We start from the raw sequence: 19,164 nt of genomic DNA on the forward strand, positions 1-19,164 counted from the left end.
TATCTTTGTAGCATGGCTGCGTAGTTCAACGGATAGAATAGGCGTTTCCTAAACGCTTGATATGAGTTCGATTCTCGTCGTGGCTACTTGATTTTCAGACAGTTAAAAAATGCCGTTTTCAATTCGAAAACGGCATTTTTATTTATGCACCGGATACAAATTCCTTTTCTGCCATAGAAGTGATGAGAGCAACAGCTAAGCGCCCGTGGTCGAACTCCCAATGATGATTGGGGCAAAGCGCCACCAAATTGGTCAGTTTATTCACCCCAGCGACGAAATCGGTGGGTAAAAACTCATTGATGGGCTTGATATGGCATACTTCGTAATGCACATCGTAGCCACAAACCGCACACGCTTTGGGCCGGCTTGATTTGCGGTACGCCAGGCGCGCCAGACTGCGGATTTGGGCGGCGTACTGTTGTAGGGCTTTGGTTTTGAGTTGTTGCAGCGATACCGTAGTCCAATCAACCACGCTCGGGTTACAATTATCACAAGTAGTACGCCGGGTTTGCAGTGCGGCGCCGCAATGCTTGCAGCTGCGAGCAATGGGTTTGCGGCTGGGAAATAGATGTCCGTTTACACGGTTAGCGCACGAGCGGGAGCAATACTTTGCGTTAGCAATTTTAGCACCGCAGTGCAGGCAGTTATTCATGGCTGAAATTACCGCATTAGGCCGGGCAAATTGCTGCGCCAAGGAAAAAAAAAGGACCACCGCTCCTATCTTTTATCCCCCTGATTTCAGACGCAAGCTTGAACCGTAGCAAGCAAAATACCCCCGATATACTTCTGGTTAACACCATAATATTTGCAGTGTATTGTATAAAAACAAGTCTTTGGCAGCTCCCGGCGGTCCTTGTGCTTCGTTCACTTCATCATGGCTAACTCCTACCCCCGCCGCCCCGCCGACGAGGCGCACCGGCTGCAGGCTCTGCGCCCGTATCAGCTCATTACCTCCATTCCAAACCCGCTGTTCGATGACCTGATTCGGCTCACGGCTATGCTTTTCAACGTGCCCATTGCCATTGTGGCGCTGGTGGAAGAAAGCACCGTGCAGTTTCGGCTAAACGTGGGCCTGCCCGCCGGCACCGCCCGGGAGCCCCGCGACGAGAGCCTGTGCTCGGTCGCCATTCTGCAAGGCGATACCACAGTGTTCGAAAACCTCGAAACCGCCCCCGGCGAGCTGGCCGAACCCGGCTTCGTGCAACGGATGAATCTACAGTTTTATGCCGGCAGCCCGCTGCGCACGGCCAGCGGCTTTCCGGTGGGCGTGTTGTGCGTAATTGACCGCTTGCCCCGGTACTTCGGCACCGAAGAACAGGCACTGCTGGAGCGCCTTTCCGACATTGTGATACGCCTGCTGGACCTGCGCATTCAGTCGGAAAATACCGACGGCAGCCAGCCCGGTTCCACCTTGTGGACCACGCTCTACGACCAGATTGAGGCCTCCGTGAACCGCCTTGGCACCCTGGCTGAGCTGGCTAAATGGGAAGAAAGCTCCGAAACCGATGCCGCTGTAGCCTACCGTACCTCAACGCAGGAAGAAATCGGGCGCGTAGTGGATGCGCTGCACGAGCAGCTTACGGAACGGCTGCACTAGGGCGCGGTGCACGCAAGGGCCTTTCTTACCTTGCGTCTCATGAAACTCCTGCTGCTCGCCGCCGCAGCTGCCACCGCCCAAAAAGTCTTCGAAAACCACGTCCAGTACCTGCACCCCATGGTGGGCACGCAGAAGATGGGCCACACCTACCCCAGCGCTACTATGCCCTACGGCATTGTGCAGTCCTAGCCCGAAACCGCCACGCTCAGCTACGAGCTGAACGCCAAGTATACCCCGACGGCTACCAGTCCTGCGCGGGGCATCACTACGACGCCCGAAGCATCGCCGGCTTCAATCATACCCACTTTAGCGGCACGGGGCACTCCAATTTGGGTGATTTCCTGCTCATGCCCACCACCGGCCCACTCCAGCTCCCGGCCCCGCCAACCGGCCCCGGACCGGATACCGCTCCGCCTTCTCGCACCAGAACGAGGTGGCCGAGCCGGCCTACTACCGGGTGAAGTTCGACGACCACAACATCCTCGCCGAGCGCACGGCCACCACCCGCGTGGGCTTACAACAATACACGTTTCCGGGCACCGAGCCGGCCCACATCATTCTGGATATGATAGCCGGCATCTACAACTACCCCGACAAGAATGTTAGGACTTACGCAAACGCCAGCGTGGGCTGCCTCAATTCGTGTCGCATATATTCATCTAAGAACCCTTGTTTGAGTTGATACACCGTTTTTTGGGTCTGGTAGGCGGCTTGTTTGAGGCATGTCCAGGCCCGCACGGCCAGGGCGATGTGGTTGCGTTGGCTGCGGGCCAGCCGGCACTGGCAGGCCTGCACGCCGGTGAGTTGCTTGCGTTCGCGGTGAAACTGCTCAATCGTCCAACGGACGCTGCTTTCTTGTTCGGCAGCGGCCGTTTCGCGGGGCTCCACCTCGTTGGTCACGAGGTAGTCCGTCCGGTGGGTGGACACCAGTACACGGAAGAGTTTCAGTTTGCAGTCTTTGGGCATTCCCTTTACTTTCAGCATTTTGCCTTGCGCTACCTCCTCGTTCGACCAGCACAGGCAGCCCACCGGCTGGTAGGGCTCTTGGCCGCCGGAATCATCGACGAGGCGGTTACTTTTCAGCGGGCAATAAAACGTCTTGCCCGCTGCCAGCAGCCACTTGAACAGGGCCGTGGTGGCGTACCAACTGTCCATCAAGACCGTGCGGTAGGTAATGCCGCGCGGGGCCAACTGCGCGAGCATGTCGGCCACGTGCTCGAGCTTGGTCTTGCCGTCCACGTCGGGGGCGAAGAGGCGGTAATCAAGGAGCCAGAACTGGTCGGTTTCGGGGTTGACGTACACGCAGGTGACGGCCGATGCCGGCAATCACGCCGTGGGCGTTGCCGCTGTACTGGCGGCGGACCAGTTCGATGCGTCGGCTGTGGTGCTTATCGAGCACCGTGTCGTCGAACAAGACGTAGCCCCGCGCGCTGAACACCACCTGCGGGCGCACCTGCTGCCAGAGCTGACGGGGCGTGAAATGCCGGGTCTTGAGAAAATAGCGCACGTTGTCGTGCGTCAAGCCCTCCAGATGGTCGGCCAGGTACGTGCCCGTGTAATTCACCTGGCTGCTCACCAAAAATTGCCCGTAAAGTTGTGCGGTCACTTTCATGGCTTTTCCTTTCAAGTTACACCTTTTGCGTAAGTCCTATGATAAAAATCAGCTTATAGCAAACCTGCAAGTAGTTGACCCTCAATTCGGCAATGTGACCGAAGGATTTAGGCCTTTTGGGTTTCGAATTGACAAAACGAAATATGGGGCTGAGGTTGTGCACATCGCAGGAGCCGTAATTCGAGACAAGCAGAGCAATGCGTTTAGTGTTGACCTCAATCTAAATGGCAAGGATGACAAAGCTTATAAGCTCGAATACGAGTTATAAGCAGACACTATTTGGCACTTGACTTTCAAAAAAGCCGCCCGCTTCCCAACCGGAAGCGGGCGGCTTTTTTGAAAGTCCTGCCGAAACTTACGTCGCGGCCGGTTTCTCCTGGCCGCCCCTGCCGCCGGAGTTGAGTAGCTGGCGGGCCTGTGGGTAGCCGGCGTAGAGCGGGCAGCGGCCGGCTGAGCAGCGTGAAGGCATGCATGTCTTTATCAGTGCTGCGCAGAAAGTTGAACGGCATCCCACCTTACAAAGCAGCCAGTATGGCAAAACCTGTGGTCCTTCCAGGGGGCAACTGTCCTATGTTACCCACATTATTTATTTGTACTAAAAGAATCTATTATTGAAGTACATTTGAGGCATTGGCAACATAATGCATTTTAAAGCAAGAATTATTATAGCAACAGGGTGTGGCGCTTAACCACGCTCCGCCATTGCTTATCTGTCCTTCCCAGCCCGTTTCCGTTCGAAAGCCAAGCGTATGAAAATACCTCATTACTCGCTTACTGCTCTTTTGCTGCTGGGGCTGCTGCTGGGCGCTGCCCCACGCGCCAGGGCCCAACGAACGCAGATAAAGGGGTTCGCTGATGCGGTGACCTACTACCAAAATGGCAAAGTGAACTTTGGTCTCGGCGAGCAGGACCTGTTCATCACCTCCGAAATCACCGAGCGCCTGTCATTTCTGGGCGAAACCGTGTTCAAATACTCGCCCGAGTCGCCCACCGATTTCAACATCAGCGTTGAGCGTATTATTCTGAAATACAACTATTTCGGCAATCACAGCGTGCTGCTGGGCAAGCACCACACGCCCCTCAACTACTGGAACGATACCTACCACCACGGCCGGGTGTTCTTCCCCACCATCGACCGGCCTTTGCTGTTTGCCCAAGGCATTATCCCGCTGCATACCACGGGCGTGAGCCTGCAGGGGCAAAATCTGGGCCGCCTCCGCTTCGGTTACGACGTGATGGTGGGTAACGGCATCGGCTCGGGCGATGTGGTGGACAACAACCCGTTCAAATCCACTACGCTGGCGGTGCACGTCAAGCCCACCGACGGGCTGCGGCTCGGGGCGTCCTTCTACCACGATGCCATCTCGAAGGGCAGCACGGCGCACAACCACTTGGGCGGGGTGATGCCCGTGGCCCTCACCCGCATCAACCAGGACATCATGACAGCCTCCATTTCCTACAACGATTCGATTTTCACGAAGAAATTTGAGCTGCTGGCCGAGAGCAGCATGGTCAGCAACCGCTCCGACAGCCTGGGCCTGCAGCGCGCCGTGGCCACCTACGTGTACGCGGGCCTGCGCCTCACCGAGAAATTCATCCCCTACATCCGGCTCGATGACATTCGGTTTGCCAACCAGGAGGTGTACTTCATGCCCAATAGAACCCAATCCTTCGTGGGTGGGCTGCGCTACGAGCTCAGCTACCTGGCCGTGCTGAAGCTGGAGTACCAACGGGCCAACAGCCCCCTGTACCCCACCACCGACAAGGTAACCTTCCAGATAGCCGTTGGCTTTTAACTCGTTATGGATATGGCCTGGCTTTATCGATTTACGTTCTGCCTGCTCCTGCTCATCGGGTGCGGCCACCCGCCCGCCCGGGCGCAGGACCAGAACCTGGTGGTTATCGGCAACAGCAAAGGGGTGCCGCCCGAGATGCACCTGGCGCAGCTGAAATCGACCCTGAAGGGCGAAAAGCTGCGCTGGCCCGACGGCAGCAAAGTGGTAATTGCCCTGATGAAAACCACCACGCCCATTGGCCAGAGCACCAGCAAAAAAATATACAACATGAGCGCCAACGAGCTGAATAAATACTGGCTGGCGCTGGTGTTTCAGGGCAGGGCCGACGCGCCCAACTTCTTCAGCTCCGAAACCGAGTTGGCCGAGTTCGTAGCCCAGACCACCGGGGCCATTGGCGTGGTGAACCAGCCCATGGCCAGCAGCAAAACCATCACCATCGACGGGAAGAAATTTTTATAACAACCGTGTTTTTCCGGCCTGCTCCGCCAGGTCCCGCCCCACATGGCCAACCACGCCCGCACCCCCTACCTGCCGCAGCTTATCCGGCATTTGCGCCTCACGGTCAAGACCAAAATCTGGTTGGCGGTAACGAGCATTGTGCTGCTGTTTTCCTTTTTCGTGCTTTTCTACCTGCCCGCCATTCAGGAGCGCAGCCTGCTGAACAACTTCAACAAAGACGTGCAGAACCAGGCCAACACCGTGGCCCTGGGCGTGAAAATCGCCATGACCGAACAGAATTTCCAGGGCGTGCAAACCGCCATGGATTTTGTGAAGCAGGACCCACTGCTGCAGTTCGTGAGCCTACTCCAGACCGATACGGCCTGGGACGCCCGCCACGCCCGCTACCGCCTCACGCGCACGGTGTTCAAAACCTATCCCGCCGGGGAAAAGATAAACGTGGGCGCGGCCTCCAACGACTCCACGGTGGTGAAGCGGGCGGGCTTTAGTACCCCGGTCATGAGCGGCGAAATCCTGCTGGCCCTTTCCACGCAGGAGATTGTGCAAAGCCGGCGGCAGATTCGGATTACCTCGCTGTTTTTCAGCTTCGTGGTGTTCAGCATCGGCATCGGCATTGGCTTTGTACTGGCGAAAAACATTTCGGTGCCCGTGCTCAAGCTGCGCGATGCTGCCACCAAAGTGGGCCGGGGCGACCTCACGCAGCGCGTGCCCAGCAACTCGCGCGATGAGATTGGGGAGCTGGGCACGGCCTTCAACAAAATGGTCACCGACCTCTCCACCACCCGCCAGGCGCTGGATGCCCGCAGCAGCGAGCTGCTGGCCGAGAAAAAGAAGTCGGACGACTTGCTGGAAGGCCTGAAAAAAACGCTGGCCGACCTGCGCGAAACCCAGGAGCAATTAATCCGGCAGGAGAAGCTGGCTTCCATTGGCCAGCTCACCAAAGGGCTGGTCGACCGGCTACTCAACCCGCTGAGCTACGTGAAGAACTTTGCCGAAATATCGGCCGAGCTGCTGGATGAGTGCCAGCAGCTGCTTACCCAGCCCCCCTACGCCGCCGATGCCCACGTTCAGACGGAGCTGGTGCCGCTGCTGGCCCTAGTGGCGGGCAATACCAGCAAAATCAACGACCACGGCGCGAGCCTGACCCGGATAGTGCGCAGCATGGACAAGCTGCTCCAGGCCAAATCGGCGCAGTTCGTCGAAGTCGACATCAACGCGTTTGTGGACGAGCAGCTGGCGGCGTATCGCAAGGGGCTGGATAAGGCCGACCGCACAATTCCCGTGGAGCTGGTGAAAGACGCCAACACAGAAAACGTTGCGGCCAGGATAGTGCCCGCCGAGATAAGCACGGTCCTGTTCAGCCTGCTCAACAACGCGCTGTATTCGGTGCGGGAGAAATCACGGCTAACGCCCGGTTTTCAGCCCCAACTGGTGGTCACCACCGCATTTCACGCAGCCGATGTACAAATTCGGATTCGGGATAATGGCCCGGGCATCTCCGAAGTGGAGCAGGGACAGCTGTTCTCCCCCTTTTTCACCACCAAGCCCACTTCCAAAGGCACCGGCCTGGGGCTGTTCATCAGCCAGGACATCGTAAAAAACCACAAGGGCCACATCACCGTCGAAACACAGCCGGATGTGTGCACCACCTTCACCATCAGCTTGCCCACCGTGGCGTACACCTGAGCTAACCCGCCGGGCCCAGGCAAAGCAGACGCCTGAAATCGCAAAGCGTCGTGCTGAGTTTATCGAAGAATCGCTACCGCGCAATTATTCCGACTAGAAAACTCTGCTCAATTGTTAGCATGAAACCGAAAATCATTAGTCTATAAAATATTTATAGTACTATTAATCATACTGTCAATCCAACGAACATAAATATGTAGTATGTTATCCCGTTCAATTAGTTAACGCTTTAGCCTAGAGCGTGAGGACAATTACCTTTGCTTTGGCAATCGTTTATAACGAAGAAATTATTTATGCGAAGACATGAGATTAGCGATGCTCAATGGCTGGCGGTGAGCCCCCTTTTGTCGGGCAAAGCCACTGATTGCGGGGTAACGGGCAAAGACAACCGCTTGTTTTTCAACGCGGTCGTGTGGATAATGCGCACCGGCTGCCCGTGGGCCGACCTACCCGAACGCTTCGGCAAATTCAACACCGTGTGCAAGCGCTTCCGGCGTATGGCGACCAAAGGGGTTTGGGAGCGGGCCTTCCAGGCCCTGCAAGCCCCCGAACTGGACTGGGTCATGCTCGATTCGACCGTCGTGCGGGCGCACCAGCATTCAGCAGGCCAAAAAAAAGTACCGCCGCCACCGAGTGCCTCGGACGCAGCCGCGGGGGCATCGGCACCAAAATTCACGCCTGCGTGGAGTCGCTGGGCAACGCCGTGCGGCTGATTGCGACCGAAGGCCAGGCGGGCGACAGCCCGCAGGCGCTGCCCTTGCTGGCGGACCTGCAGCCGGGCAAAGTGCTGGCCGACACGGCTTACGACAGCGACGCGACCCGCGCCTATTGCACCGAAAAGGGCATCGAAGCCGTCATTCCCAGCCATCCTAACCGGGTAGAACCCTTGGCAATGGACGAAGAAACCTACCGCGACCGCAACAAAGTCGAGCGCTTTTTTGGCCGCCTCAAGCAATACCGCCGCCTAGAGCGTGAGGACAATCAAAGATTTATCTATTTACCTAAGCCAATCTAGCGTAGCACCAATATGCCAAAAGGCGAGGAAGGAAACGGCGGTTTTTTCGTAGCGGGTGGCTAGGCGGCGGTATTGCTTGAGGCGGCCAAAAAAGCGCTCGACTTTGTTGCGGTCGCGGTAGGTTTCTTCGTCCATTGCCAAGGGTTCTACCCGGTTAGGATGGCTGGGAATGACGGCTTCGATGCCCTTTTCGGTGCAATAGGCGCGGGTCGCGTCGCTGTCGTAAGCCGTGTCGGCCAGCACTTTGCCCGGCTGCAGGTCCGCCAGCAAGGGCAGCGCCTGCGGGCTGTCGCCCGCCTGGCCTTCGGTCGCAATCAGCCGCACGGCGTTGCCCAGCGACTCCACGCAGGCGTGAATTTTGGTGCCGATGCCCCCGCGGCTGCGTCCGAGGCACTCGGTGGCGGCGGTACTTTTTTTTGGCCTGCTGAATGCTGGTGCGCCCGCACGACGGTCGAATCGAGCATGACCCAGTCCAGTTCGGGGGCTTGCAGGGCCTGGAAGGCCCGCTCCCAAACCCCTTTGGTCGCCATACGCCGGAAGCGCTTGCACACGGTGTTGAATTTGCCGAAGCGTTCGGGTAGGTCGGCCCACGGGCAGCCGGTGCGCATTATCCACACGACCGCGTTGAAAAACAAGCGGTTGTCTTTGCCCGTTACCCCGCAATCAGTGGCTTTGCCCGACAAAAGGGGGCTCACCGCCAGCCATTGAGCATCGCTAATCTCATGTCTTCGCATAAATAATTTCTTCGTTATAAACGATTGCCAAAGCAAAGGTAATTGTCCTCACGCTCTAGCCACCCGCTACGAAAAAACCGCCGTTTCCTTCCTCGCCTTTTGGCATATTGGTGCTACGCTAGATTGGCTTAGGTAAATAGATAAATCTTTGATTGTCCTCACGCTCTAGCCCCCATGACTTCATCCGCTAGCCCTATTCTCGACCGCAGCAATGTTACCATTTCCAGCGCTACCGGCCCCGGCACCCAGGCCATCGTCTTTCTGCACGGCCTCGGCGGCGACCAGCACGACTGGCGCCTCATCGCCCCCGCCTTTGAAAACCATTACCAGGTTATCCTGCTCGACCTGATTGGGGCCGGCCAGTCCGACCTCAGCGCCTACCAGTCCACCACCTCCCACAGCACCCTCGACGGCCACGCCACCGACCTGCTGGGCGTACTCAGCGCCCTGGCCCTGCACGATGTCGTGTTCGTGGGTCATTCGGTGGCCGCCATGATTGGCGTAATTGCCGCCGTGCGCGAGCCCCAGCGCTTCGCCAAAATGGTATTGATTTCGCCCTCCCCGCGCTTCGTCAACGAGAAGGGCTACGCGGGCGGCTTCGAACAAAAGGATATTAATGAGCTGCTAGCTGCCATGGAGGCCGACTACAACGGCTGGGCGCACGGCTTCCCGCCCGTAATGGCGGGCCAGCAGGACTCGCCCGAGCTGGCAATGGCCCTCACCAACAGCTTCGTGCGCACCAACCCCGAAATCGCCAGGCATTTCGCCCGCGTCACCTTTTTCTCCGATACCCGCGCCGAGCTGGGCTTCCTCACCATCCCCACGCTCATCGTGCAGTCGGCGCACGACGTTATCGCGCCGCTGGCCGTGGGCCACTACATCAACGAGCAGCTGGCCGACAGCCGCATGGTGGTTATCGAAACCAACGGCCACCTCCCCCACCTCAGCGCCCCGCAGCAAACCCTTTCGGCCATGGACCACTTCCTGCACCACGAAACCATGCTGTAGGCCTCCATTCACAGCCCCGGCAATACCACTTATTCACAGCCGAATGCTGAACGCCAGCGGCTCGACCACCCACTGCTGCACCGCCGAGCGGTATACCACCCGCACTCCCGCCTCCACGGGCGTACGCAGCCGCAGCAAGTTGAAGAGCAGCAGCAAATCGGCCCCCGCGTTGCGGTAGTTGAGGCGGGCGGCGGTGCCCCGGTAGTCGTTGCCCTGGGCCACGTCGCCGAACACGGTGGCCCGCAGGCGCTGCACGTAGAGCAGGCGGCCCAGCTCCCAGTGCGTGAAAGCCAGCGGCAGGTTATAGTCGAAGCTGGCCACGGTCAACCGGTCAAAACTGGTGTAGCCCTCCCCGCGCGGAATGGATACGGCGGGCGCAAACTGGTACTGCAGCTGGTCCTGCCACTGGTAGCCGGCCCGCAGCCGAATGGCGTGGTTGCGCGTCAGGCCCGGCAGGTACAGGCTGCCCTGCGCCGCCCACTGCCGGGCCTCCAGCCCCGTGCCGAAGGGCGTGGTGCGCCAAGTGCTCAGAAAGGAGCCGCCCCACCTGGGAGCCACGCTACGGGCGCTGCGCTTGAGCTGCGTGACGTAGCTCAGAGTGGTCTGCACGGCGTTTAGTGGCGAGTTGGGGCCGGTTTCGGAGAGCCGGCGGACGGGCAGGTCATAGCCGTACACCTGCTCGTGCAGGAAGTAGGTGCCGAGCGAGAGCGCCTGCAAATATTTGGAATGCGTGAGGTTGAGTGGCAGCCGCAGGCCAGCCGTGAGGCGGGCGTACTGCCACTGGTCGCGGTAAGTAGTGCCCCGGTAAATGATGGCCGCATCGCGCCCACCGTAGGTTATGTCGGCATCCAGCACCGGAAAGCGGCCCTGGTAGCTGAGCGCCCCGGTGGCGCTGAAGGTGCGCTCCGTCTGGTCGTAGCCCACGCCGGCAAATACTTGCGTGGTGTTCAGCAAATCCTGGGAGCGCAGGCCCACGCTCACGGCGTTGCCGCTGGGGCTTTGCACCACGCCGTAGCTGAACAGGTTGAAGGCGTGCGCCAACGGCAAATACCGCCGCACCCCGTAGCGTGGCAGGGCCGAATCGGGGCGGGCCAGCAGGCGCGGCACAGCCTGCCCGGCGGGTTCCTGCGCCGTGAGGGCGGCCGCGTACGGCCCGGCGATATCGGCGGTGGCGGTGGGCAGGGGCACCCAGGCGGTGGTATCGAGCGGCATTTCGACCACCCGCGCCCCGGTGGCCCGGTAGTCGTGAAAAGCCAGGGTGCGGCCATCCGGCGCCACGGCCACCTGGTAGGCACCGAAGGGCCGCGAAGTCACGCGGTAGGTCTGGCCCGTGCGGGCACTCACGGCGTAAATATTATCGATGCCCGATTGGGAGGAATTGTAGAGCACGAAATCGTGCCAGGGCTGCGGGTTAGCCAGGTTGAGGTTGGCCACGGGCAGCAGGTTGTGGGCGGCGCTCGTGACAGGGCCTGGCCCGGCGGGGCCCTGCCCGGAAGGTTCGAGCACAACAATGGTTTTACCGGCGCTGCTCAGGGCCACGGCCACCAAGCAGCGGCCGTCGGGGTGCCAGCGGGGCTGCTGGTAGAAGTCGTTGGCGGGGTTGGGCAGGGTCTGGATTTCGGCCCCGGTTTCCGCATCCAGAATGACCAGGGCGTGGTGGTAGGCGGCATCGGTGCGGGCGGCCACCAGCCAGCGGCCGTCGGGCGAGAGGGCGGCGGCCGTGTAGCGCTGCCCGCGCCCGATACGCGTGAGCCGGCCGGTTTTCAAATCCAGCACCTTCAGCTCCGAGGCAATGCGCTGGCCCCAGCGGGCGTGCTGCTGGTACTCGGGCCACACGGCCCGGCCGCCGTTCACCGACAGCATTTCGGGCAGGTTGAGCTGGCCCGGCGTGAATACCTTTTGCTCGGCTCCGTGCCGGCTCAGCAACACGAATTGCGGAATGTAGTCGAGGCCGGTTTTCAGGGCCAGTACCGTGCTGTCGGTCACGTACTGCGGGTATTGGTATTGGGTGAAGATTTTCCCCACCCCGGCCTGCCTCAGCTCCCGCACCGGCGTGGGGGCCGGCTGCTCCCGCTGCTGCACCCACCACAGCGAGTCGATTTCCGTCATGCTGCGCGCGTACACCTGCTCTACACGCAGGCCCGTCGTGCGCCGGATGCCGTTGGAAAATGAGAATGGATAGAACGGGAAGCGGTAGTAGTTATCCAGCACCTTGGCCCACACGTCGGGGCCGTAGTGGGTTTTCAGGTACGACGTCATGAAGTAGCCCAGTACGTACCAATCGGGCACATTATCCACCAATGAGCCGTTCACGGCCTTCTGATAAGAGTAGCGGCGACCAGCCAGCAGGTTGGCCCGCAGGCCCACGTTGAAGCTGGGGATGCGCCCACGCCCGCTGCGCGTGAGGGCCGTTTCGGTGCCCACAGCGTCGCCCTCAAAAAACCACTGCGGCACGCCTACCGCCGCAATACCCAGCGCCCCATCGCCAAAGAGCGGCCCCAGCACCCGGCCCACGCCCTGCCGGGCCTTCTCAAACTGCCCCACGTGCCGGAACTCGTGCACCGCCAGCCCATCGAGCCAGTCCACGGTGCCCAGCCCGAACCCCTGCTGCGGCGTGGTAAAAAACTCGGCGTGCCGGGGCAAAAACGTTACGAAGCCGTTGCTGACCGTGGTCTGGTTCTGCAGCACCACCGCAATGGGACGCGGGCGCACGCCCAGCGTGGCCACGCCGGGGCCGTGCAGCTGCTCCAGCCGCGCCGCCGTGTGCTGCGCGGCCGAGTCGATGCCGCCCGCGTATAGCACCCGGAAATGCGGTGTGCGCACCTCGCGCCAGCGCAGCTCGGGCGGGTTCTGGGAGAGAATGGGCAGGCTTTGGGCGTGGGCCGGGGCAATGGCAAACAGGCTCAGCAGCCCCGGTAGTAGCAAACGACGCATAGAATAACCGGACTTCGGGATACGAGGTATAAAGAACGTCATGTCGGGGGCAGCAGAAGCCGGACAAGTTCCTGATGGGCAGTAGCACCCGCTTTGACTTGTGCCGTAGCCACGCAACGCCGCACAAGCTAAATACGCTACAAACCAGCCGCCTACGCAACACACGATATAGGACACTAAACGATGAAAATCAGTAGCATGACCTCGTTGCAGGCCTCAGCCACGCCCGGTATCCGAACTAATTTAGATGCCGGGCAATAGGGCTGAAAATATGATTCATGTATCGACATCAAATGTAGCAACATTGATTATCTTTGTAATCCTAATTCACCTTTTCAATCCCCAACGCCATGTCCGATACCACCGCCACCGCCACCAAATGGGTGCTCGACCCGATGCACTCAGAAGTTCAGTTCAAAATCAAGCACCTGGTGATTTCCACCGTCACAGGCTCGTTCAGCACCTTCGCGGGCTCGATGGAGTCGGCCGGAGACGACAAGTTTGAGAATGCCCAGGTGGAGTTTTCGCTCGACGTAGAGAGCATCAGCACCAACCAGGAACAGCGCGACGCGCACCTGCGCGGCGAGGAATTTTTCGACGCGGCCAAATTTCCGCAAATCAAGTTTGTGTCGACTTCCTTCGTGAGCACCGGCGGCAACGAGTACAAGGTGACCGGCAACCTGACCGTGAAAGATGTAACCAAGCCCGTGACCCTGGAAGCCGAATACGGCGGCTCGGCCGTCGATTTCTACGGCAACCACAAGGCCGGCTTCGAGGTAACCGGCAAAATCAACCGCAAGGAATTCGGCCTCACCTGGGGTGCCGTCACCGAAGCCGGCTCCATTGTGTTGGGCGACGACGTGAAGCTGATTATCAACGTGCAGTTTGCCAAGCAGGCCTAACCGGACTCGCCGAATGGCGGCTCCCAACCATAAAAAAAGCGGCTGCTCCTTCGGGAGCAGCCGCTTTTTTTATGGTTGATTTATCAGCTACTCCACGCGCAGCGTGCCCTGGCCCTGGGCGGGCTGGCCACCACGGGACAGGCCTTCGGTGCGGAGCTGAAACGCGCCTTTGGCATCGGAAGTGAAGAAGCGTACTTCGGCCTGGCCGGCGGCATCGGTCTGCACGGTGGGGTTCCAGTAGAGCGTGGAGCGGCGGGCATCGGGAAATTCCCGGTTGGTTTTGGGCGCGTCGTAGCGCGGCACGTAGAATTCGCGGCCGCAGTAGTAGGCCGGCAGATGCAGCACGGCCACGCCCGGCGCGGGCGCTGACGAGGGCTTGTAATTGGGGCTGCGGCGCCGCGAATACACGGCAATAACGCCATTGGAACCACGGCTGCCGTAAATCGCGGCTTGGCCGCCTTTCAGAACTTCAATGCTTTCGGCATCAGTAGCCGGGAAGTAAGCCAGGGCGCTCACGTCCACGGGCACGCCGTCGAGCAGAAACAACGGAGAGGAGCTGCCGGCAAAGCTGGTGACGCCCCGAATCAACACGTTGGTGTTTTCGCCGGTACCGGTAACGGTGACGCCCGCTACCCGGCCCTGCAGCATCTGGAGCACCGTGTTGCTGCCGCTGCCGGGGTAATCGTCCATTTTCAGCACGGTAGCGCCCGTGGACGGATAGAGGCGGCGCGGGTCGCTGACCACGGCCTTGGCCCCCTTCACCATGACACCGCCGAGCAGGATGGTTTTGGTGGTATCGAGCCGAAACTTGCGTTCGATGGTGCGCTGCTGCTGGCTGCGGGCCAGGGCATCGGCCAGGGAGCCCGGTACCTGCATGGGTAGCGGGAACATTGGCCGGCGCAGCACGGGCGGGCCGGGGTCGAGGTGCAGCTCGGCATTGCGGCCGTCTTTACCGGTGCGGGACTGCAGCGTTACATGAATGGTGTCGCAGCCGCCAATACCGTTGAACAGAAAACGGCCTTCCTCGTCGGCAGTAGTGGCCATAAACAGCTTGGTGGGCGCAGTTTGCAGAAAGTTGAGCTTGCCGCCCGGCACCGGCTTGCCGTTGCGCTGCAGTATCTGACCCAGTACGCTCACCGAGCGCTCAACGCCAAAATTCTGCACCGGGGCCTTGTTGCTCAACACGTTGGTCCAGGCAAAGCGCCGCCAGCCCTGCGTGAGCAGCAGGGCGTCGAGGTGCTGGGCGGTTTCGGGGGTGGGGTTCTGGAAGTAGTAGCCGGGGGTTTCGACGTAGCCCGCCAGGTCAGAAGTCAGTAATAGATTCGATGCGATAGTTTCGGCGTTGGCCTCGGCCTCGGCCACGCCGGCATCGGTTACGGCCAGCGACAGGTTGGCGGCCACCGGCTCGCCGGCAGCATTGGCTACGGCCACACGCACGCGCACCGGCTGGCGGCTGCCGTAGCTGGGCCGGTCGGGCGTGAGGGTAACGCGCAGGCCCGGGTCGGTTTGGGCAAAGGCCAGCCGCTCGGCCAGCGGCGCACCCTGCCCATCAAAAAGCGTGAAATGCACAATGCCGGCCGGGAACTTACTTTTCGGAATGCGCGCCGTGAAGGTCTCGGTACCCGACACCTGGCCCCGGCCCACGTAGGCCGCCGTGCCGCGCACCTGGCCCAGCACCAGCACCGGCCCGCCACTGCCCCCCTGCTGCCGGATGGCCACCAGGTAGTCGTTGGTGAGGGTGACGACGTGCAGCGTGTAGCCGCTGGCCTGCACCGCCGGCAAGGGCACCGTGAGCGGCACGGCCGCCGGGGCCAGCACCGCGTGGTAGCGCTGCCCCGCCGCCGGGGTGAGCACAAACGTGCCCATGCCCAAATGACTACTGCCAAACGCGGCAACGAGTTTATTATCCCCATCAAATACTTTGCCCTCCACATCGATGCCGTGGGCGGCAAAGTCGGTGACTTTAAATGCCACGGTGTTTTCGAGGCCGGCCACCAGGTTGCCGCCTTCGGGGAAAAACTGCACGTCGGGCGGCGTGGCCACGGACTGGGCCAGCTGGCGGGCGGCGGCGGCCCGGGCCCGCACGGCCGCCGGCTTCGAGTCGGGGGTTTCGACCGGGGCCGCGGGCCAGATGGCCACCTGGCGGCTATAGAAAAAGGTGGGGCCGGCGTTGCGCATCCAGCCGGTATAGGCCCGCAGGGTGTAGTTACCGGGGCTGAGGGTATCGGGCAGGGCCACGTCGCCGGGGGCCAGGCCGGCTTCCAGGCGCAGGTTGCGGCGGGCCACCAGCTGGCTGTTGGCGTTCAGCAGCTCTACGTGCAGCACCTTGCTCAGGGTGTCGGGCTGGTGGCGTTCGGCGTCTACCACGTAGGCTTTCAGCCAGATGGTTTCGCCGGCCGTGTACCAAGGCTTATCGAGGTGCAGATAGGCTTTTTCGGGTAGTGCAGCGGCATAAAACCGCTGCACACTCAGCACAAGGCGGCGCACCACATCATCGTCGGTGGGCGAGTGAAAGGCGGCGGCGCTCAGCGCTACAACGGCCAGCAGGGCGGCCGGCGGCCACGCCCGGCGCAGGCGTAAACGGGTAGAAAACGACATGGAACGGTGGAAAGAAACGCAACGGGAAGGGCCTTCGGCAAGCGGCAATAATCCTACCTACTCCGAAATCGGCTCAATATAAGAGCGCCCGGCCAAATTGGTCGGGCGCGCCGGGCATTCCAGTAAAACCGATTAAAAACCCTAGGCCGAGAGCAACTCCTTATCGGGCACGCTCATATCCTTGAGGGTGGCGGTGCCGCGCTCCTTGCGCGTAATGCGCGAGTAGAGGCTGATTTCCTGGTCGAACAGGAACATGAAGAAGAGCTTGGTATAGCTGGTGTGGGCCAGCAGGGGCTCGTAGAACTCGGGGGCCACGGTTTTGAGCTTGGGCAGGTTGTTCCACGGAATGCTGGGCATGTCGTGGTGCTCGTTGTGAAAGCCCACGTTGAGGTTGATACCGTTGAGACGGCCATAGTAGGAATAGGTTTCCTGCGAGTCGCTCAGGGTGAGGTAGTGCTCCTGAATCCAGCGCGCCCCGAGCGGGTGCAGACCCACCGAAAACCAGAAGCTCAGGAATAGGTACAGCAGGGCCGTCCAGCCGAAGAAATACACGATGGCCACGTCGAAGGCAATCTGGGCGGCGATGTTGGCAAAAACGTACTTGTCGACGGTAGCAATTTCGCGACAGCGGATGGTGCGAATGAGCTGAAACACCGGGAAGAAAAACAGCCAGATGGCTTTCCCAATGCTGTAGTTGTTAATCAGCTTGGCCTCGTACCAGTCGGGCAGGTCGGCATCGAGCTCGTGTACGCCCTGAAAAACGTGGTGCTTGATGTGAAAATTCTTGAAGCTGATGGCCGTGGGGAAAATCGACGGGAAGTTGGCCAGAATGCCGGTGGCCACGTTCTGCCACAGCTTGCGAAACACCAGGTTGTGGGCCGCCTCGTGAATGACCACAAACAGCGTGTGCGAGAAAAACGCGCCCACCAGATACGCCACCGGAATGGTCCAGTACCAGGCCTGGCCACGCAGAAAGTACGCAATGGCCACCTGCGCCACCACGCAGCCCAGCCCAATGAGGAAGGTAGTGGGGTTGCGCGTCATCAGCTGCTTCACCTCGGGGTGGGCCTTGATGATTTGGCGGGTGCGCACGCGGTGCGGCTCGGGGGCCGTGGCCACGGTGAAAGCATTAGGTGCTGAAGCCATAAAGAAGCAGAAGACGGGCGTGGTAAATGAGGACGCGCCCGGCCTTGCAGACAAAAATACGGCAAATAGGTTCAGCCCGGCCGCTGGCTACATCTGCTTTAGCCAGCCTTGCGCCGTGTCAACGTCGTCGAAGGTGGCCACCACCGGGCTACCAGCCGCGAACTGCAGGGTGAGGTCGGTGGAAAGGCGGCTGTAGAGGTTGGGCGAATACACCCAGGCGAAGTACCGCAGGCCGGCGGCCGCCAAGGCTGGAAACAGGTCTTTGCCGGCCCACTCGGCGGCTTCGCTCCACATGCTGGTTACGCGGGTATTGTCGTTCAGCACCTTATGGCAGCGCTGCAATTGCATGAGCCGCAGTATTTCCTGGCTGCCCTGCTGCACACTGGCCAGGTCCTGGTTGCCGTGCCAGTCGGCCAGAAGCCACTCATTCAGATGGTCATAAGCAATGGTAATATGAGGTGCTTCAAGTAACGTTTGCAGGGACATAGCTTCAAATCGGATAGCAATAGCGCCTGCTACGGGAAGTACGTAGCAAAGGATGCAAACATGAATTTTTTGCTCATCTTTATTGGGGCCCCCTCCCTCAAAAAGCATGCGCCAACCGCTGCACCAGTATAAATACGGATACTACGTCATTTCGCATCCTCCTGAATCTGCGCATTGAGCAATTGATTTCGCAACCACGGCGGCGCTGTTGCGGTTGCCATTGCAGGCCCGGCCACTAGCACGGCCACCCCACCAACCCGGACGGCTCCCGAGGCCGTACATTAAGAATCAAGGAGATTGGCACGGGTTGTAAGGCCGGCCAGGCTTCGGCGTCTATCGTCGCAGCTATCTCCTTTTAGCATTCCTCTCTTCGTCTCATTTTCATGAAAAGTCAATTGAAATCCCTTTTTGGCATTGGCCTGCTGGCCTTCACGTTTGCCTGCGGCTCGCAGCAGCCCGCCGATGCTCAGAACCCGCCGCGCTCCACGGCCGGCTTCGCGCCCACCAACCTGACCGGGCTGGCCCAGGCCACCTTTGCCGGCGGCTGCTTTTGGGCGCAGGAAGAGGCCTTTGAGCAGCTAAAGGGCGTGAAGCAGGTGGTGAGCGGCTACGCCGGCGGCACCAAGGCCAACCCCACCTACGAGGAAGTGGCCGACAAAACCACCGGCCACACCGAGACAGTGCAGATATACTACGACCCCAAAGTCATCAGCTACCAGAAGCTGGCCGACATTTTCTTTACCGCCTCGCACGACCCCACCCAGCTCAACCGCCAAGGGCCCGATGCCGGGCCGGAGTACCGCTCGGCCGCGTTCTACCGCACCCCGGAGGAAAAGAAGGTGCTGGAAACGACCATTGCCAAAGTCAACGCCACGAAGGAGTACGACGGCAAGATTGTGACCCAAGTAGTGCCGTTCCAGAAGTTCTGGCCCGCCGAGGACTACCACCAGGGCTACTACCGCCTGCACCCCGAAAGCTCCTATATTATCCACGTATCGGCGCACAAAGTAGAGCATGTACAGAAGCTATTTCCCAAAGACCTCAAAAACCCGCTGTAGGCGTTGGCTGTTTAGTTGGCGCCCTACCAAAATGCCCTGGTCCGCAACGGCCGGGGCTTTTTGATGGCCGCCGTGCACCTGCTTCCAGCAGCCTATCTTCGAAAGCGGAAGTGGCCTGCTGGTGGCTGTTTTC

At 60.2% G+C, this 19,164-nt stretch carries 14 protein-coding genes, 1 tRNA gene and 4 pseudogenes; 12 read left to right on the top strand and 7 right to left on the bottom strand.

Annotated elements, in window-relative coordinates; all coding sequences use genetic code 11:
- Window positions 1-14: 14 nt before the first annotated feature.
- Window positions 15-86, top strand: a tRNA-Arg gene (locus KQ661_RS00970).
- A 56-nt stretch (window positions 87-142) separates the two neighbouring features.
- Here KQ661_RS00970 and KQ661_RS00975 read toward each other — a convergent pair.
- Window positions 143-694: an HNH endonuclease signature motif containing protein gene (locus KQ661_RS00975; protein WP_216678940.1), complete on the bottom strand. Its 552-nt coding sequence runs from the start codon at window positions 692-694 to the stop codon at window positions 143-145.
- A gap of 180 nt (window positions 695-874) precedes the next feature.
- On the opposite strand from KQ661_RS00975, the gene KQ661_RS00980 reads away from it, so the two are divergent.
- From KQ661_RS00980 to KQ661_RS21835, 3 genes and pseudogenes are all read left to right on the top strand, one after another.
- Window positions 875-1,597 (top strand): GAF domain-containing protein, encoded by a 723-nt coding sequence (locus tag KQ661_RS00980; protein WP_216685415.1) that lies wholly within the window; start codon window positions 875-877, stop codon window positions 1,595-1,597.
- Window positions 1,598-1,636: 39 nt separating this feature from the next.
- On the top strand, window positions 1,637-1,786 hold the full coding sequence (locus tag KQ661_RS21830; protein WP_226915954.1) for a hypothetical protein: 150 nt from the start codon (window positions 1,637-1,639) through the stop codon (window positions 1,784-1,786).
- Between the two features lie 92 nt (window positions 1,787-1,878).
- A pseudogene (locus tag KQ661_RS21835) lies at window positions 1,879-2,279 on the top strand (hypothetical protein).
- Here the strand turns inward: KQ661_RS21835 and KQ661_RS00990 are convergent.
- Window positions 2,207-3,209 (bottom strand): annotated as a pseudogene (locus tag KQ661_RS00990) (IS701 family transposase). The pseudogenes KQ661_RS21835 and KQ661_RS00990 sit on opposite strands and share 73 nt — an antisense overlap.
- Between KQ661_RS00990 and KQ661_RS01000 the strand changes: the two are divergent.
- The 5 genes and pseudogenes from KQ661_RS01000 to KQ661_RS01020 all read left to right on the top strand — a co-directional run.
- Window positions 3,208-3,477, top strand: coding sequence for a hypothetical protein (locus KQ661_RS01000; protein ID WP_216685416.1), 270 nt, complete (start codon window positions 3,208-3,210; stop codon window positions 3,475-3,477). The pseudogene KQ661_RS00990 and the gene KQ661_RS01000 overlap by 2 nt on opposite strands.
- A 481-nt stretch (window positions 3,478-3,958) precedes the next feature.
- Window positions 3,959-5,005 carry a hypothetical protein gene (locus tag KQ661_RS01005; RefSeq protein WP_216685417.1) on the top strand — a complete coding sequence of 349 codons (1,047 nt, stop codon included), beginning with the start codon at window positions 3,959-3,961 and terminating at the stop codon, window positions 5,003-5,005.
- A 12-nt stretch (window positions 5,006-5,017) separates the two neighbouring features.
- Window positions 5,018-5,464: a hypothetical protein gene (locus KQ661_RS01010; protein WP_216678946.1), complete on the top strand. Its 447-nt coding sequence runs from the start codon at window positions 5,018-5,020 to the stop codon at window positions 5,462-5,464.
- Between the two features lie 42 nt (window positions 5,465-5,506).
- Window positions 5,507-7,150 (top strand): sensor histidine kinase, encoded by a 1,644-nt coding sequence (locus KQ661_RS01015; RefSeq protein WP_216685418.1) that lies wholly within the window; start codon window positions 5,507-5,509, stop codon window positions 7,148-7,150.
- Window positions 7,151-7,443: 293 nt separating this feature from the next.
- Window positions 7,444-8,111, top strand: a pseudogene (locus KQ661_RS01020) (IS5 family transposase); the annotation flags it as partial.
- Window positions 8,112-8,164: 53 nt separating this feature from the next.
- Here KQ661_RS01020 and KQ661_RS22995 read toward each other — a convergent pair.
- Window positions 8,165-8,899 (bottom strand): annotated as a pseudogene (locus KQ661_RS22995) (IS5 family transposase); the annotation flags it as partial.
- Window positions 8,900-9,073: 174 nt separating this feature from the next.
- Between KQ661_RS22995 and KQ661_RS01030 the strand changes: the two are divergent.
- A complete protein-coding gene (locus tag KQ661_RS01030; RefSeq protein WP_216685421.1) occupies window positions 9,074-9,907 on the top strand; it encodes an alpha/beta fold hydrolase in 834 nt (277 codons plus the stop codon).
- 33 nt (window positions 9,908-9,940) lie between these two features.
- On the opposite strand, the gene KQ661_RS01035 is transcribed toward KQ661_RS01030, so the two are convergent.
- The gene (locus tag KQ661_RS01035) at window positions 9,941-12,841 is read right to left on the bottom strand and encodes a hypothetical protein (protein ID WP_216685422.1); all 2,901 of its coding nucleotides are present in this window, start codon (window positions 12,839-12,841) and stop codon (window positions 9,941-9,943) included.
- A 350-nt stretch (window positions 12,842-13,191) separates the two neighbouring features.
- On the opposite strand from KQ661_RS01035, the gene KQ661_RS01040 reads away from it, so the two are divergent.
- Complete coding sequence (locus KQ661_RS01040; protein WP_216678950.1) at window positions 13,192-13,743, top strand: YceI family protein; 552 nt, start codon at window positions 13,192-13,194, stop codon at window positions 13,741-13,743.
- Between the two features lie 87 nt (window positions 13,744-13,830).
- Here KQ661_RS01040 and KQ661_RS01045 read toward each other — a convergent pair whose 3' ends face one another.
- The 3 genes from KQ661_RS01045 to KQ661_RS01055 all read right to left on the bottom strand — a co-directional run bounded on the left by KQ661_RS01045 (window position 13,831) and on the right by KQ661_RS01055 (window position 17,973).
- Window positions 13,831-16,341 (bottom strand): TonB-dependent receptor plug domain-containing protein, encoded by a 2,511-nt coding sequence (locus KQ661_RS01045; RefSeq protein WP_216685423.1) that lies wholly within the window; start codon window positions 16,339-16,341, stop codon window positions 13,831-13,833.
- 141 nt (window positions 16,342-16,482) lie between these two features.
- A complete protein-coding gene (locus tag KQ661_RS01050; RefSeq protein WP_216678952.1) occupies window positions 16,483-17,487 on the bottom strand; it encodes a fatty acid desaturase in 1,005 nt (334 codons plus the stop codon).
- An 87-nt stretch (window positions 17,488-17,574) separates the two neighbouring features.
- Window positions 17,575-17,973, bottom strand: coding sequence for a hypothetical protein (locus KQ661_RS01055; protein ID WP_216685424.1), 399 nt, complete (start codon window positions 17,971-17,973; stop codon window positions 17,575-17,577).
- A 395-nt stretch (window positions 17,974-18,368) separates the two neighbouring features.
- Here KQ661_RS01055 and msrA point away from each other — a divergent pair, with 395 nt between their 5' ends.
- The gene (msrA, locus tag KQ661_RS01060) at window positions 18,369-19,031 is read left to right on the top strand and encodes a peptide-methionine (S)-S-oxide reductase MsrA (RefSeq protein WP_235726905.1); all 663 of its coding nucleotides are present in this window, start codon (window positions 18,369-18,371) and stop codon (window positions 19,029-19,031) included.
- Window positions 19,032-19,164: the final 133 nt, after the last annotated feature.

The sequence above is a fragment of the Hymenobacter siberiensis genome, from assembly GCF_018967845.1.
Taxonomy (GTDB): domain Bacteria; phylum Bacteroidota; class Bacteroidia; order Cytophagales; family Hymenobacteraceae; genus Hymenobacter; species Hymenobacter siberiensis.

Coding starts and splice junctions, on each gene's coding strand:
- KQ661_RS00980 (WP_216685415.1), top strand. CDS start 875: ATGGCTAACTCCTACCCCCGCCGCCCCGCCGACGAGGCGCACCGGCTG.
- KQ661_RS21830 (WP_226915954.1), top strand. CDS start 1,637: ATGAAACTCCTGCTGCTCGCCGCCGCAGCTGCCACCGCCCAAAAAGTC.
- KQ661_RS01000 (WP_216685416.1), top strand. CDS start 3,208: ATGGCTTTTCCTTTCAAGTTACACCTTTTGCGTAAGTCCTATGATAAA.
- KQ661_RS01005 (WP_216685417.1), top strand. CDS start 3,959: ATGAAAATACCTCATTACTCGCTTACTGCTCTTTTGCTGCTGGGGCTG.
- KQ661_RS01010 (WP_216678946.1), top strand. CDS start 5,018: ATGGCCTGGCTTTATCGATTTACGTTCTGCCTGCTCCTGCTCATCGGG.
- KQ661_RS01015 (WP_216685418.1), top strand. CDS start 5,507: ATGGCCAACCACGCCCGCACCCCCTACCTGCCGCAGCTTATCCGGCAT.
- KQ661_RS01030 (WP_216685421.1), top strand. CDS start 9,074: ATGACTTCATCCGCTAGCCCTATTCTCGACCGCAGCAATGTTACCATT.
- KQ661_RS01035 (WP_216685422.1), bottom strand. CDS start 12,841: ATGCGTCGTTTGCTACTACCGGGGCTGCTGAGCCTGTTTGCCATTGCC.
- KQ661_RS01040 (WP_216678950.1), top strand. CDS start 13,192: ATGTCCGATACCACCGCCACCGCCACCAAATGGGTGCTCGACCCGATG.
- KQ661_RS01045 (WP_216685423.1), bottom strand. CDS start 16,341: ATGTCGTTTTCTACCCGTTTACGCCTGCGCCGGGCGTGGCCGCCGGCC.
- KQ661_RS01050 (WP_216678952.1), bottom strand. CDS start 17,487: ATGGCTTCAGCACCTAATGCTTTCACCGTGGCCACGGCCCCCGAGCCG.
- KQ661_RS01055 (WP_216685424.1), bottom strand. CDS start 17,973: ATGTCCCTGCAAACGTTACTTGAAGCACCTCATATTACCATTGCTTAT.